At 28.5% G+C, this 14,446-nt stretch carries 15 protein-coding genes; 4 read left to right on the top strand and 11 right to left on the bottom strand.

Going from position 1 to position 14,446, the window contains the following annotated elements; translation table 11 throughout:
* Positions 1-32: 32 nt before the first annotated feature.
* Positions 33-530 carry a hypothetical protein gene (locus B4E59_RS05715; protein ID WP_115001000.1) on the bottom strand — a complete coding sequence of 166 codons (498 nt, stop codon included), beginning with the start codon at positions 528-530 and terminating at the stop codon, positions 33-35.
* Positions 531-1,520, bottom strand: coding sequence for an LLM class flavin-dependent oxidoreductase (locus tag B4E59_RS05710; RefSeq protein WP_115001001.1), 990 nt, complete (start codon positions 1,518-1,520; stop codon positions 531-533). It lies immediately after the preceding gene.
* Between the two features lie 363 nt (positions 1,521-1,883).
* On the opposite strand from B4E59_RS05710, the gene B4E59_RS05705 reads away from it, so the two are divergent.
* Positions 1,884-3,596, top strand: a complete 1,713-nt coding sequence (locus B4E59_RS05705) for a transcriptional regulator (protein ID WP_286495188.1) — start codon at positions 1,884-1,886, stop codon at positions 3,594-3,596.
* 54 nt (positions 3,597-3,650) lie between these two features.
* Here B4E59_RS05705 and tyrS read toward each other — a convergent pair whose 3' ends face one another.
* A complete protein-coding gene (gene tyrS / locus B4E59_RS05700) occupies positions 3,651-4,853 on the bottom strand; it encodes a tyrosine--tRNA ligase (RefSeq protein WP_125349288.1) in 1,203 nt (400 codons plus the stop codon).
* Between the two features lie 301 nt (positions 4,854-5,154).
* On the opposite strand from tyrS, the gene ybaK reads away from it, so the two are divergent.
* Positions 5,155-5,646 (top strand): Cys-tRNA(Pro) deacylase, encoded by a 492-nt coding sequence (gene ybaK, locus B4E59_RS05695; RefSeq protein ID WP_125349287.1) that lies wholly within the window; start codon positions 5,155-5,157, stop codon positions 5,644-5,646.
* A 1-nt stretch (position 5,647) separates the two neighbouring features.
* On the opposite strand, the gene B4E59_RS05690 is transcribed toward ybaK, so the two are convergent.
* Positions 5,648-6,769 (bottom strand): redoxin family protein, encoded by a 1,122-nt coding sequence (locus B4E59_RS05690; protein ID WP_291051917.1) that lies wholly within the window; start codon positions 6,767-6,769, stop codon positions 5,648-5,650.
* 180 nt (positions 6,770-6,949) lie between these two features.
* On the opposite strand from B4E59_RS05690, the gene B4E59_RS05685 reads away from it, so the two are divergent.
* The gene (locus tag B4E59_RS05685; protein WP_286495190.1) at positions 6,950-7,720 is read left to right on the top strand and encodes a hypothetical protein; all 771 of its coding nucleotides are present in this window, start codon (positions 6,950-6,952) and stop codon (positions 7,718-7,720) included.
* A 292-nt stretch (positions 7,721-8,012) separates the two neighbouring features.
* Here the strand turns inward: B4E59_RS05685 and B4E59_RS05680 are convergent, their stop codons facing one another.
* The 7 genes from B4E59_RS05680 to B4E59_RS05650 all read right to left on the bottom strand — a co-directional run bounded on the left by B4E59_RS05680 (position 8,013) and on the right by B4E59_RS05650 (position 14,072).
* Positions 8,013-8,351: a cysteine-rich CWC family protein gene (locus B4E59_RS05680; RefSeq protein WP_038331257.1), complete on the bottom strand. Its 339-nt coding sequence runs from the start codon at positions 8,349-8,351 to the stop codon at positions 8,013-8,015.
* A 274-nt stretch (positions 8,352-8,625) separates the two neighbouring features.
* Complete coding sequence (gene brnQ, locus B4E59_RS05675) at positions 8,626-9,915, bottom strand: branched-chain amino acid transport system II carrier protein (RefSeq protein WP_291051914.1); 1,290 nt, start codon at positions 9,913-9,915, stop codon at positions 8,626-8,628.
* Between the two features lie 325 nt (positions 9,916-10,240).
* On the bottom strand, positions 10,241-10,840 hold the full coding sequence (locus B4E59_RS05670) for a hypothetical protein (RefSeq protein ID WP_219034339.1): 600 nt from the start codon (positions 10,838-10,840) through the stop codon (positions 10,241-10,243).
* Positions 10,822-12,225: a cell envelope integrity protein CreD gene (gene creD, locus B4E59_RS05665; protein WP_286495193.1), complete on the bottom strand. Its 1,404-nt coding sequence runs from the start codon at positions 12,223-12,225 to the stop codon at positions 10,822-10,824. The genes B4E59_RS05670 and creD overlap by 19 nt, the downstream gene beginning before the upstream one ends.
* A gap of 65 nt (positions 12,226-12,290) precedes the next feature.
* Positions 12,291-12,590: a winged helix-turn-helix domain-containing protein gene (locus tag B4E59_RS05660; protein ID WP_038331250.1), complete on the bottom strand. Its 300-nt coding sequence runs from the start codon at positions 12,588-12,590 to the stop codon at positions 12,291-12,293.
* Between the two features lie 9 nt (positions 12,591-12,599).
* Positions 12,600-13,232: a hypothetical protein gene (locus B4E59_RS05655; protein ID WP_219034337.1), complete on the bottom strand. Its 633-nt coding sequence runs from the start codon at positions 13,230-13,232 to the stop codon at positions 12,600-12,602.
* Between the two features lie 120 nt (positions 13,233-13,352).
* Entirely contained in the window at positions 13,353-14,072 is a 720-nt protein-coding gene (locus B4E59_RS05650) for a 3-ketoacyl-ACP reductase (RefSeq protein ID WP_221856283.1), read from the bottom strand.
* A 268-nt stretch (positions 14,073-14,340) separates the two neighbouring features.
* On the opposite strand from B4E59_RS05650, the gene B4E59_RS14655 reads away from it, so the two are divergent.
* Positions 14,341-14,446 (top strand): DUF1294 domain-containing protein (locus B4E59_RS14655; protein WP_414646271.1); only part of this gene is annotated, 106 nt, incomplete at its 3' end.

Below are 14,446 nucleotides of genomic sequence, written 5' to 3'. Positions count from 1 at the left end.
TTTTTGTAAAAATTAAGTTTTGGCAAATATAACTAAGAATGATTGATTTTGGGTTGTTTTCTTTTATTTTTGATTGAACCTAAAAATTCGTTTCCGACAATCAAATACAAAAGAATTTGACCAATAATCGCCGCAATAAAATAAGGATGACCTTTTTGTAAAACAATCTCAGCACTTTGCAGCAAAGGAATTGTCCAAAAATAAGTGGAAACAATTACTAAAAGCAACGCATTAAGCCTAAAAATCCAGATTTTATTCATTTTATATGTTCCGAAATGGATAAATAAAGCGCCCAAAAAAGTATAAGCCAATACCTCAAAAAATTCATTCAGCACAAATTGTTCTCTAAATAAGCCAAAAATATCTTTGTGACTTACAAACAAAAATTCTTCAGGAACAAGATAACTCCAATGGTTTGCAATAAAAAATAAAACAAGATTTAGCATCAAAACAATCGTCAATTGATCTTTGAATTGATCAACAAACATTGAATAATACTTGAACTTTGAGATTGATTTCTTTGATTTCATTTAACGAAATAATTCACTTACAATTTGATACGATTTTCGTTTTGCTTTTTGATCAAAAACATTCGTAGAAACCATAATTTCATCAATTTTAGATTCAAAAATAAATTCATCTAAACTCTGCGCCAAAGCACCTTTACTTCCAATAAAAGACAAAGCTGTCATTCCTTTTAGCATATATTTTTGCTCAGGCGAAGCCAATTCTAATTGTGTTTTTTCGGGTGGAACAATTGGTTGGCGTTTATCGGTAATAATATTCAAAAATCCTTGGTACATCGACATCGATAAATAATGCGCTTCTTCGTCTGTATTCGCCGCAATTACATTGACACAAGCAATCGTATAAGGTTCTTGCAAAAATTCTGAAGGTTGAAATTGAGAACGATAAATCTCTACCGCATTATAAAATTGTTGTGGCGCAAAATGCCCCGCAAATGCATAAGGTAAACCTAATTTAGCCGCCAAAAAAGCCGAATCTGTACTTGATCCCAAAATATAAATCGGCACATTTGCTCCTTCTCCAGGAATCGCACGCACTTTACTTTCTTTATTATCTAAACTAAAATAGTTTTGTAGATTTTTGATTTCAGCTTCGAAATCGTAATTCATAAAATTATCTCCTCTACGCAAAATAGAAGCTGTTAATTGATCAGTTCCTGGCGCACGACCTAAACCTAAATCGATACGATTTGGATAAAGCGCATCCAAAGTCCCAAATTGTTCTGCAACTGATAAAGCAGTATGATTAGGTAGCATTATTCCTCCCGAACCAACTTTAATTCTTGAAGTTCCATTTGCTACATAGCCTATTAATAAAGAAGTTGCCGCGCTCGCTACATTCTGCATATTATGATGTTCAGATAACCAATAACGGCTATACCCTATTTCGTCTACAAATTTTGCGTTATCTAACGTGTTTTTGAACGTTTGATTTAATGTATCTCCTTCTCTTACATAAGCCAAATCCAACACTGAGTAGTTTATTTTTCTCATCCGTTCTTTTCTAATTAAAATATTAAACTAAATTACAAAGAAAAAAATTCAAAAAAAATTCCCCCATAACATACATTATGGAGGAGATAATTTTGTAATTGGATTTATAAATAGGTTTAAGTAGTTGAAGAGTCTAAAATTTTTAATTAATAGTTTGATGATAGATTAGTAATCTTTCGAGATACTTAATTCAAAAATAGATAATAAAAAAAATAAATACTCAATTTAGAGGGGGGACAACTGGGGGGACATTTCATATTCATCTAAATATCAATACTTTGAAAATGAAGTAAAACATAAAAATAATTCAATTTTTTGTTAAGATTTACAATTTTTTCGGTCTATATTTGAAAAAATAATATATTGAAAGTTTCTATTTTTTTTACGCTCCTACTCTTTCCTTTTTTATTTTTATCATCATTTAGTTCTATTAGTAAAAATGATGAACGTATTCTTATTGAAAAAATCATCGAACAGAATAAAAATGTGACAGATACTATTCAATTGCAAAATAATTTCAAGAAATTAGATATCTCATCAACTTCTTTTTTATCAAAAAGTCTAAAATCAATTTATCAAGTTTATTTAGCTAATCTCTATGCACAAACCAACGATAAATTAAACAAAAAAAGTAATTCGTTATTTGAGTCTGCATTAAAAGTTTCAAAAAATGTTAACTCACCAGAATTACAAATTTGGGTGAATACACAATATGGGTATTACTATTATAATTTTAGCCAATATCAAAATGCTTATCCATATTTTATGGAAGCATCAAAACTTCTCGACTTAACAAAAGATGAGGATATTTTTTCTAAAAGTGATGTTTACAAAAAGAATGCATTCTACTTTATGAATGTAAAAGAATTTGATAAAAGTGAAAAATATCTTTTGTTAGCTTTAAAATATACCAACAAAAAAGACCACGAATATGGAACAATTCTGAATGCGATTGGTCATGTTTTTATGAATAAAAATAATATTAATAAAGCAAATAATTACTTCGAATTAACAAAAGAATATGCAATTCAAAATAAGGACGAAATTCGATATGCAAAAGCTTTAGGTGATATTGCCTCTATAAATATTCTCAACAAACAGTACGATTTAGCGATTGATAATTTGAAAAAAGATATTGAAATTTCTAAAAAATTAAAAAACGCTCGAAATTTAATGTACGCTAATATTCAATTGGGAAAATTGTACTTGCAATTAAATCGAATTGATGATGCTAAAATAATTTTGAATGAAGCAAAAGAATATGCTTCTCAGAAAATTTATTTGAACAGTTTTGAATATGACATTTATAAAATCTTATTAGAAATTGCTGTAAAAAACAATAATATCAATGAGGAGTTAATTAGCCGAAGAAAACTAGATGAATTGGAGTTAGAGTTGCAAAAAACTGATGGCCAAAATGTGATTAATGAAATTAATTGGAAAATTCAACAAGATAATTTCAACTTTAAATTTGAAGCAGAAAAAGCAGAACAAGAGAAAACAACCATCCTAAAAAATGCATTATTTCTTATTTCTTTTCTATTAATCATTATCATTTTATTTGTAATAATTTCTTATCGTCGAAAAATAAAAATACAAAATTCTACATACGATAATAAAATATTATCTATTCAAAATGAAAAACTTAAATCTGAAAATAAATTAAATAAAACTGCTCAAACTTTAGAATCTTATAAAACTTATTTGTCTGAAAAGAATAAACAAATAGTTACATTAAAAAATGAAATCAATTCTATTTCCAATTCAAGTACCATAAACAAAGAAAAACAATATAATGAATTAGTTAATCTCTTAGATTCGCATTTAATGACAGACGAAAGTTGGGGAAATTTCAAAAATATTTTTGCTCATGAACAAAACGATTTTGTAAAATATCTTTCTCAAAATTTTCCATCTTTAACCGAATCTAATTTGAGAACTATTTATTTGTTAAAATTAGGCTTGAACAATTTAGAAATTTCGCAAATCTTAGGAATTTCGGCTGATTCAGTCAAAAAAGCGAAACAACGCTTAAAAAAGAAATATAAAAATTTTGATCAAATTTTTCAAGATTAAGAAAATAGGAGATAAAAAAGATGATTTACTAAATAGTAAATCATCTTTTCACTATTACTTCAACTCGAAGAAATCTCGTTTTCCTATTTTAATTTTAGTTTCGGTTTTTAATTCAAAATCATCAAAAGCATCCATTTTTTTCTCTCCATTAATTTGTACTGCACCGCTTTCTATCAAACGTCTGATTGCATTTCTCGATAAATCCTTCTTTAATTGATGACAAACATCTAACAATGTAATATTATCATTCTCAAAGTTTAAAGAACTAATTTTAACAACTTCGAAAACTCTATTTTCATCATTTCTTTTCTGAAATTGATTGTTAAAAAATTCTTCTGCTTGTTCAGCTTCATTTACAGAATGGTATTGAATAATAATATTTTTTGCAACTAATTTCTTAATTAACATTGGATTATCTGTTTTTAATCGCTCATTCAAATTCATTTTTTCTTCAATAGAAAAATCCGTTGCTAACGCAATATATTCTTCTAATAAATCATCTGGAATAGACATTGTTTTCCCAAACATTTCATTTGGTTCATCCGTCAAACCAATAATATTATTCAACGATTTACTCATCTTTTCCTTTCCATCGGTTCCTCTCAAAAGTGGCATACACATTACAATCTGAGCAGCTTCTCCATTGGTTTCTTGCAATTGTCGTCCCATTGTACAATTAAATAATTGATCCGTTCCTCCCATTTCGATATCAGCACTTATCTGAACAGAATCGTATGCTTGTAAAATCGGGTAAACCAACTCATGCATTGCAATCGGCGTATTTTCGGTGAAGCGTTTATTAAAATCATTTCGATGCATCAGTTGTGCAACCGTAACTTTTGACAACAACTGAATAATATCCGAAAAAGGTAAATGATCTAACCAGTCTGAATTAAACACAATTTCAGCCTTATTCACATCAATAATTTTTGACAATTGATTAATGTAGGTTTCCGCATTGTTCTGAACTTGTTCTGCATTCAGCGGTTGACGACTTTTATTTTTTCCTGTTGGATCTCCAATCTGAGCTGTAAAACTCCCAACCAAAATAACTATTTGATGTCCCAAATCTTGAAATTCTTTCAATTTCTTCAATACAACGGCGTGACCAAGATGTAAATCTGGTGCGGTAGGATCAAAACCTAATTTGATTCGTAATGGTCGATTTTCTTTTTCAGCTAATTTTAATTTTTCTTCCAATCCATTTTCTGGTAAAAAAATAGCTACATTTTCCTTTAAACTTTTTAAATTTTCCATGATTTTTTTTAAATAAAAAAAGCCCGAGCAAAACTGCTCGGGCTTGTAGATTATGATTAAATTTTTGACGTACAAAATTAATACGAAGTATACACATAGTCTACCCGAGCAAATATTGTACGATAATAAGTGCTAAAAAACGGTAAACGTAATATGTGTTGCAAAAACTTCATTTATAATGCAAAGGTAAGAATAGTTTTGAGAATAGAAATTTTCGTTCAAAAAATTATCTTAGACAATAATTCTATAGAAAAACCTTTATAAAAGTTTTTCGTAATAACTTTGTGTAAATTATTATAGAATGAGCAATAAAACTGCTAAAACAAATGTAGTACGAATTTTAGACACACACAATATTTCGTACGAATTGCGCGAATATGAAGTTGATGAAGAACATATTGATGCTTTGCATGTTGCAAATTCATTGAACGTAAATCCGGAAGGAATTTATAAAACTTTGGTTTTGAAAGGAAATATAGAACCATTTTTAGTTGCCGTAATTCCTGCAAACACACATCTTGATATGAAAAAATTTGCGAAAATTTCTGGTAATAAAAACTGCGAAATGCTTCCTTTGAAAGATTTGCTGAATGTTACAGGTTATATTCGTGGTGGTTGCTCACCTATCGGAATGAAAAAGCAATTTCCTACTTACATAGAAGAACTGGCTGTTTTGCAAGATCAGATTTGTATTAGTGCAGGAAAAAGAGGTTTACAAATTATTCTAAACCCCGAAGATTTAAGAAATTTGATTGAGGCTAAATTTGAAGATATTACACAATTTGATTCATAATTTATTTACTATTCAGAATGATTTTTTCTAAAATAGTTGGAAATTTTGCTTCATCTTCAAACGTCAAATCTGGATTTGCATACACAATAATTCCATTTTTATCAATCACATAAGTTGCTCTATTATTGTAACCTAAACGATTATAAGAATTATACATCAACGAAATTGCATAATTCTCATCATTCAAATACGTAATATTATTTGTTCGCAAAGCTGATTTCCATAATTCTAACAACGGATCTGTAGAACTAGAAACTGCGTAATTTTTTACATTTTGTAACAATGGATTATGATCGATTAATTGAATTTGAGCAGCACAAGTCATTGCTGCTTTCGTATCAATTGACGTAAAATCAGGCAAAATTTGTCCACTAAACGCCGCAGGATAAAACGTTAAAACTTTAAAAGTCGATTTATCATTCAAAAATTTATCTGTCGAATTAGTCTTATAATTCGGTCCATTCAAAATAAAATCTGGTGCTTTATCACCAACCTTCAAGGTTTTATTTTCTGTGATATTTACTTCTATGTTATCGATTTTAGACGTTCTTTTAATCAATCTTTCCAAAGGTTTCAGATGTTCGCCTTGCGCACGATAATCATTATCTCGCATCAAAATTTTATTGTTTTGATCCACTAGAAAAAGAATCGAACTTTCTACTAAAACATTGTTAGAATTTGACGTTGGAATTATACTCGAAATTGAATTTTGCTTAAAAGGTTTCAACCCTATTGCATTGTAAATTTTTCCAACTTCATCATAAATTACCTTCGTTCCATCCAACTTATTTTGATTAGTCGTTTCATTAAAAGCAAACGTTTGCTGCGGTTCTTTACTCCATTTATTATCTTCATTTACAATATAAATCACATCAATTTTTGGTGGATTTTGAGACGAAAATGCCAAATTCTTCACAAAATAATAATTCAGCGAAGTTGTCATCATGCTCGCATACGGATTCGTTTTGTATAAACTTGGCGTAAATACAATAATTTTAAAGTTTGAAGATTGATTGATATTTTCAATTTTATTAATCGGAAACTGAGCGCCAACATTCAAATTTTGAGCTTTTGTAAAACAAAAACCACATATAATTAGTACTATCGAATAGATTCGTAACATAAAACGTTTATTTTAAATAAACTAATAAAAACTACCACAAGATAACTAAAATTCTACTTTCTCAAAAAAACTATTCATTAAATTCTCATTAGAATTGACGATTAACTTTTGAAATTATCAAGTTTTTTTTGCAGTAAATCAGTTACCTTTGTGTTGATTTTTAATTTAAAATTTACACAAATGGAATTCAATGTTAGCAATGCTTTGAAACAATTAAATAATGATTATTCAGAAGATAAGGCGTCAGAAATTATCGAAAATCTATTGTATAATTCAACTGATTTTTCTGATGAAGACCATGAAATAATCGATCAATTGGGTGATAAATTTCTACGAATTGCTGCACAAATTTTTGTGGAAGATTTGGCGTATGATTTCAATACTTTGGTGAATTATTGGGAAGCTTTTATTGGACAATTAACAGAAGAACAATCTCAAAACTTATTGAATTTCGCTATTGAACAAACAGATACAGAATTTGTAGAAGATTTTATTATTGGATACCGAAAATTTTATTCAAATCCCAAAGAAAGTATTACATTTTTCAATAAACTGAATGAAGACGAATTTTACGAAATTAAATTCTTCAAAGCACGTTGTTATGAGGTTTTAGGTGAAAATGAAAAAGCTGTGGAAGCTTATAATAGTTACTTAAATTCTGCACATTTCAAAAAAGAAGAAAATGCTGAACAAGCTGCTGTAAACGAGTTTTATATTAGTCATAGCATTGCGCCTTTGTTAGTGAGCATGAAAAAATATGATGAAGCCAAAACTTACTTTGATCGTGTTTTAGGAAATATCGATTTCGAAGATTATTTAGCTAATTTTGAAGGTTCTAATCAACAAGAAATCAAAAGTTTCTTAGAGGATTATGTAACAACTTTGGAAGAAACTGAAGATAAAACAACTGCTGAAAAAATTTCAAAAAAAATAATGCAATATTTTTCTTAGAATTACAACATTCGGAAATGTAGTATTGATTTTTTAGCAAATATTCATAAATAGGTAAATTTAATATTTTCTTAACATTAATATAAATTCTATCTATTTGAGTATAAAAAAAATAAATATAAATTTATTTATCAAATTAAGAAATCTACCTACCTTTGTACCATAAATAATTTATTCATAGTTGTTAAGGATAATGAAGTTGATTTTCTGAAGAAGAATATCCTTAATCAAATAGAGTTTTTTTATAGTATTTTTAGGTTGGTTAGTGGTTCAATGTAAGTTGAACCATTTTTTATTTCTTATAACCATAAGCACAATGTCTGCAACCATTTTGGCAACATTTTCCTTTCTGATAATGGAAAAATTCTGTAAAAACCCAATACCCATTTTCGATATAATAATGTATATGAGGAACAAACTCCGAAGGCATTGTTGGATGTGGATATTCTTGATCTAATTCTACAAAATAATTCAGTTTTTCTATACAAGAATTACACAAACATTTGTAATGCGTTTTCTTCAAAAACTCTTTTATTTCATCTTTTATAACAATTGTAGTACAAGCACAATTCGAAATATCATCTACCTTACACTCCATTGTTTCGTTACAACGCGAACAATTTTCGATCATTTTTTTGGATTATTTTTTTGATTTTTCAAAATACGAAAAATTCATAAACTTATCTTAAATCATGTGATTGAAATTCTCTATAACCATCATAAATAAATAGTTATAAATTAATTCTATCTAGACATAAAAGAAATCATTTAAGAATAATAGATTTAAAGTCAAAACTTTAAGAAATTTGTAAAAGAATAAAAGATAGACATTATCATTATTCAATTAGTGTTTTTATAGTAGTTTTGATTGGTTAAAATCCTCGGAATAATTTTCCGAGGATTTTTTATTTTCTTAATCTATCACCTAATAAACCAATTACAAAACCGATAATCGAAGGTGCAATCCAACCTAAATCGTATTCGAAAAATGGAATTTTATTCAGATTTTCTATAGTCGATTCATCTAACTTTCCTAATAATTTCAATAATCCTAAAATTGCGATGATTGTAGACGCTATTAATGCAAAAATATAAGGAGTTTTGCTTTTAATTGTTTTTCCAAACAACACTATATAAATAACTAACGTGATTGTAATTGGATATACGAAAGCCAAAGGTGGATATGCAAAATTAATAATTTCGTCTACACCTTTTATTGATAAACCAAACGATATTACTGTACATAAAATCACTAAAGCAGTGTAACTTACTTTTCCATTTGTTAAACGTCCAAAAAATGTACCTACCGCAGATGTTAATGCGATTGAAGTGGTAAGACAAGCAAACGCCATACATAACGCAATTGCAATTAACCCATACTGTCCTAATGTATTTCGAGAGATTTCTATTAATAATTCTGCACGAGAAATTTCTGGATTTGTAATTCCAGAAGTAGCACCTAAATAAATCAATCCACCATATACAAATAACAAACAAGTTGTAGACAATAAACCTGATATAATTACAATTTGAGATTTACTTTTTGTATCAGTATACCCTTTATCTCGTGCTGCTGAAATAATAATTCCAGCAAAAATAACAGAAGCCAAAACGTCTAATGTTTGATAACCTTCTATAAAACCTTTCGAAAAAGATTGCATCATCGTTAAGTCTGAAGGTAAGAAATCAGCGGTTGGGTATATAATTCCAATGACTATTAATAAGGTCAATAAAATCAATAATACTGGTGTTAAATAATTTCCAATAACGTCTACCACTTTTGAGGGACGAATCGCTAAAATAAGTGTTACTGCAAAAAATAGTAACGATCCCCACATCGGATCCAATGTTGGAAAAAATGGTTTTAATCCCACTTCGAATGTTGTTGCGGCAGTACGAGGAATCGCAATTAACGGTCCGATACAAATCATAATAATTGTACCTAAAATAGCCGCCAAATGTTTGTTCACACGATGCCCTAAATCATTAAAATTATCACCCGAAAAAACAACAGATAAAATACCAGTAAATGGCAATAAAATACCAGTTAACCCAAATGCTATCATCGCGACGAAATAATTTGAACCCACTTCTAATCCTATCAAAGGAGGTAAAAGAAGGTTTCCTGCACCAAAAAACATCGCAAACAACGCAAATCCAAGTGTTAATACATTGGTTAACTTTTTACTTTTCATATATTTAATAATTCTATCTGTTTTAAAAAACGGTTCGCAAATTACTACAATTGCATTTTCAAGCCTTAAACTTAGTAGAATTATTCGATAATCACACAGCTAATTTATAAATTTGACAGATTTGAATAATAATTTTTATATTTATCAGATTTTAAACTTTATATATTATGAATGTTTTAATCATCGATATCATCAAATCTTAATTGATTTGAAATTTTATCTAAAGTGATAATTCGATTCGTTGGTGTATAACCTTCTCCTTTTGGCTGAAAATATTGAATATCTATCTTCATAGTTTCAAAGTAAACATTCATAACAAAAATTTTTAAGCTTTTAATTTTAAAATTTTTGTAATAATATTTATGAGGTAAATATTAAACATCATAAAACAGATTGATATTGAAGGATACTCAAAAACAGCGAAAAGTATTATAATCAAACTAAAAAATAGTATTAAAACTACCGCTAAAAAAATCGAAAAATAATTAAGATAATTAAAACCTATCGTTTCTTCATCATCAAAATTAGTGTAGAATATTGCTGCAAAAAAATCGACTATAATTAAAAGAAACAATAAATAACCTAAAAGCGGCAAATAAAAACTTAAATCATGAAATCCTCGAATAATTGTTACATCCAAAACAAAAGCTACTGGAATACAAAGCCATGTAATGTTGGTCCAAACAAATATTTGTCCAGAATTAGAGAAAATTTTTCCTAAAAACAACTCCGAAATCTTATCAATTTTCAAATAAAATGACATTGCAAATAAGCAAATCACAAGCTCTAAAATAAGAATAGAAAAGCTGAAAATTGTATCATTATTTTTAATCACAATATCCGTAAAGGAAATTGCCATCAGTACAAGACCGATGACAAAAATCCCAAAAAATAAGTGTGCAAATGTTATTTTGTTTTGTTCCATTCGATGTTTTTTGAATAGTACATTAGGATTGCAACAATGATAAATAATCCTATACTTCCTACTAATAACGCGTGTTCTTTGAGTTGTAAAACACTGTAAATAAATGTGTATAATAAAATTAACATTAATGTAATTTTGAATGTGAAACCAAATGATTTTAGGAAAGAATTGACAAAAAATGTAATCAATAAAATAGTTGCACCAGATGAAATAAAGTAAGCAATATCAAATCCTAAATATTCTGACAACGATAACAATAACACAAAATTGACACAGATTGCAAATCCAACTAACGCATATTGTACCAAGTGAATGTTGAAATTATTTCGGCTTTCGATAAAGAAAAATGCTACAAATGTTAATCCAATGAACAGAATCGCATATTTTGTCGAACGATATGTTTTGTCATAATGATCGTTCATCTGCAAGAAATTAACGCCAAAACTATAATCAGAAAAGTTAGAAGCGTCTTGCCAAATCTGTCCTTGCAAAGGATTTTGTTGATAAATAGACCATTTTACATTTGTTTTTCCATTCTTCGTTTCGGGATCAGAATTAGGTAAAAAATTTCCATCATATTTCAAATCTTTCCAATTTGTAGCCAAATCAACTTTTGTATTAATCGCAGATGGAATGATATTCAACATTTGAGAACCTTTCATCACCAAATTGATTGAAACTTGATTAAAATCGAATGTAGAAGGATCTATTTTTTGAGACATCATTTGCACAGGCATCACTTTTTTAGTGGTACTCACTTGTTCCAAATATTCTCCATTTTCTACTCTAACTTCTGGTTGAATAGTAATTGTAGAAGTTATATTATCCATATTCAATGGATAATTTTTGTTGTTAGATTGTACAATTACTTTGTTCTCATATCCTTTAGAATCAGAGATTCCAAAAACAATTTTAGTCGAAACTACATTTTCTGCACTTACTTCCACTTCATTAAGCATATCGCTATAATTCTTAAATTTCGAATTGATATTCAGTTTCGAATTGTAAACTACTGCTTCATAAATACTACGACTTTTTAACTGCGTATCAATCGTTCCATTTATATTTAAATCATTAGCAGAAATATACTTTTTCACTTGTTGCTTCACAACTTTTCCTTGTCCATCATTTACATTTTCCATGTAAGTAACCTCGATAAAAGGACCATAAATCGTCTGTTTCCCACTCCATTTATCTGAAATTTCGGTAATTACTTTTTCCTTGTTTCCTTGTCGTTCTTCAATTAAATTTAATATGAACGGAATCGGAATTAAAAGTCCTAAAACTAAAAGACATACCAAAAATCCTTTTATCATTGTTTTGTTTTGTGAATAAACTGATTGATTTTCAGGTTGATATTCATTTTTTAAATCATTGTTTTCCATAAGTTTGAATTTTATTATTTATTTTAAAAAGTACTTTGTTTTTCAAAGTTTAAATGCAAAAAAAATTATTTTATATTCTTTATTAATTTTTCAAGATAGTTCAAATGCTCCTGAAAAGCTTGTTTTCCAAGTGCTGTTATCGAATAAGTTGTATTCGTTTTTCGACCTATAAATCCTTTGTGTACAGTAATATAATCGTTTTCTTCTAGGTTTTTTAAGTGCGAAGCCAAGTTACCATCAGTCAAATCTAAAAAGTCTTTCAAATCCTTAAAAGAAATTTCTTCATTCATGACCAAAGCACTCATAATTCCCACACGAATACGATTATCAAAGACTTTGTTTAATTTATTAAGATTAAAATCCATGTTGCAAATTTAAGCTTTGTAATCATATTTTCGTACCATCCAAATCCCAAAAATTAGATGTAAAAGCCCGAAACCGATAAACCAAAACAATAAACCATTGAAAATAAAATAGAAAGCCAATAACCCTAAAAATATTTCGCACATTGCCAAATATTTTATTTCTACAATTGTGTCACGTTCTACCGTATACAAAGCTAAGCCGTAAAACAAAAGCGTTGCTGGAGCTACATAAGCAAAACTAAAATTATTGATAAAAATCAAACTTACTATTCCTCCAACGATTAAAACAAAAAGAAATTTACGCAATATTCGTTTTGTAACTGGATTTATAAATTTAACGTCATCTTTTGTCGATTTTCTGGTCATAAAAAAGAAACCTCCAATACATGCAACCATTAAAGTTACAATTCCTAAAATGAATAATTTAATTTCTAAATTATTCATTAAAATAGGTGTCAATGTTCCTCTATAATTTACTTGAAGTGCATCTTGTAGAATCAAAACATAAGCGATAAAAGCAGAAATCATTCCCACTACTCCAACCCAAACACCACTCCATCCACTAATACTTGTGAATTTTGATGTGCGTTGCATCATTGATTTGATTTCGTTTAAACTTTCTACAGGATTATTTGTGCTCATATTAAAAGTACTTTGCAATTCAAAGTTAATATAAAAAATGATTCTGCAAAATATTTTTTCAAAAAAAATCCAATTTCTAAATGAAATTGGATTTTATAAATATGATTAATTAATCAATTTTTAAGGATTTGTAGACCACAAAGAAGCTGATGCCAACATTGCGCGTTTATCTAATTTTAATAAATCGACAATTAATTGAGCAAAATCTTCAGGCTGAAGCACTTTTTCTGGATTTCCGTCTGTGATTTTCAACACATCTTTTGACATCTCAGATGCAATTGTACTTGGAGTTAAAGTCGTAACACGAATGTTTTTCTTTCTTAATTCGAACATTAATGATTCTGATAAACCTATCAATCCCGCTTTTGAAGCTGAATAAGCAGAAGTTACTGCGTTTCCTTTTAATCCTGCAGTTGAAGATACATTGATAATATCACCACTTCCTAACTCTACCATCGAAGGAATTACAGCTTTAGAAACATAATATGGTCCAAATAAATTGGTACGCACAATCTCTTCCCAATCATTTTCTGGCATTTCCAAAAAACTTCCGAAAGCCGCAATACCGGCATTATTAATCAAAATATCAAACGCTCCAAAACTCTCAATTAATCGTTCAAGTTGCATTTTCACTTCAACTTTTTCAGCTACATTAAAAATCGAATAATCCGCTTTTACTCCAAAACTTTTGATCTCTTCTACAGTTTCTTCTAATGTCTTTGTATTTCGTCCTGTCACAGCTACATTAACACCTTCTTTAGCCAATGCCAAAGCAACAGCTTTTCCTAAACCTCTACTACCTCCTGTGACTAAAGCATTTTTCCCTTTTAAATCTTGCATAATTATTTTATAATTAGAATTTTACAATTTATTTTTTGAAGATTTTTTATGATTTTGAAGTACAAAGATAAACAACATAGATTTCTAGGAAAAATATTTTTTATCTACCTAATTATAAGTATTTTTACTACTTAATCACACACTGAATGGATAAATATTTATTTTTTACTCTACTCCTTATCAACGTCCTCTCTTTTTTTTTATTTAAAATAGATAAAAAAACTCAATTATTGGTAAAAGACGTGTATCTGAATTAGCACTTTGTTTTGTGACTTTGATTGGTGGAACAATTGGTTCTCTTATGTCAATGCAGATTTATCGTCATAAAATAAGAAAAAAGTCTTTTATTTTTAAAATAGTGTCCCGTCCTGAAA

Origin of the sequence: Empedobacter sp. UBA2044 (genome assembly GCF_002333005.1) — a bacterium.
GTDB classification, from domain to species: Bacteria; Bacteroidota; Bacteroidia; order Flavobacteriales; family Weeksellaceae; genus Empedobacter; species Empedobacter falsenii_B.
Note: the sequence above shows the minus strand (reverse complement) of the source record. Positions and strands in the feature narration are given on the sequence as shown.

Bases quoted from the DNA above. Each gene is read 5' to 3' on its own strand.
- B4E59_RS05715 (WP_115001000.1), bottom strand. From the start codon at position 530: ATGAAATCAAAGAAATCAATCTCAAAGTTCAAGTATTATTCAATGTTT.
- B4E59_RS05710 (WP_115001001.1), bottom strand. From the start codon at position 1,520: ATGAGAAAAATAAACTACTCAGTGTTGGATTTGGCTTATGTAAGAGAA.
- tyrS (WP_125349288.1), bottom strand. From the start codon at position 4,853: ATGGAAAATTTAAAAAGTTTAAAGGAAAATGTAGCTATTTTTTTACCA.
- ybaK (WP_125349287.1), top strand. From the start codon at position 5,155: ATGAGCAATAAAACTGCTAAAACAAATGTAGTACGAATTTTAGACACA.
- B4E59_RS05690 (WP_291051917.1), bottom strand. From the start codon at position 6,769: ATGTTACGAATCTATTCGATAGTACTAATTATATGTGGTTTTTGTTTT.
- B4E59_RS05685 (WP_286495190.1), top strand. From the start codon at position 6,950: ATGGAATTCAATGTTAGCAATGCTTTGAAACAATTAAATAATGATTAT.
- B4E59_RS05680 (WP_038331257.1), bottom strand. From the start codon at position 8,351: ATGATCGAAAATTGTTCGCGTTGTAACGAAACAATGGAGTGTAAGGTA.
- brnQ (WP_291051914.1), bottom strand. From the start codon at position 9,915: ATGAAAAGTAAAAAGTTAACCAATGTATTAACACTTGGATTTGCGTTG.
- B4E59_RS05670 (WP_219034339.1), bottom strand. From the start codon at position 10,840: ATGGAACAAAACAAAATAACATTTGCACACTTATTTTTTGGGATTTTT.
- creD (WP_286495193.1), bottom strand. From the start codon at position 12,225: ATGGAAAACAATGATTTAAAAAATGAATATCAACCTGAAAATCAATCA.
- B4E59_RS05660 (WP_038331250.1), bottom strand. From the start codon at position 12,590: ATGGATTTTAATCTTAATAAATTAAACAAAGTCTTTGATAATCGTATT.
- B4E59_RS05655 (WP_219034337.1), bottom strand. From the start codon at position 13,232: ATGAGCACAAATAATCCTGTAGAAAGTTTAAACGAAATCAAATCAATG.
- B4E59_RS05650 (WP_221856283.1), bottom strand. From the start codon at position 14,072: ATGCAAGATTTAAAAGGGAAAAATGCTTTAGTCACAGGAGGTAGTAGA.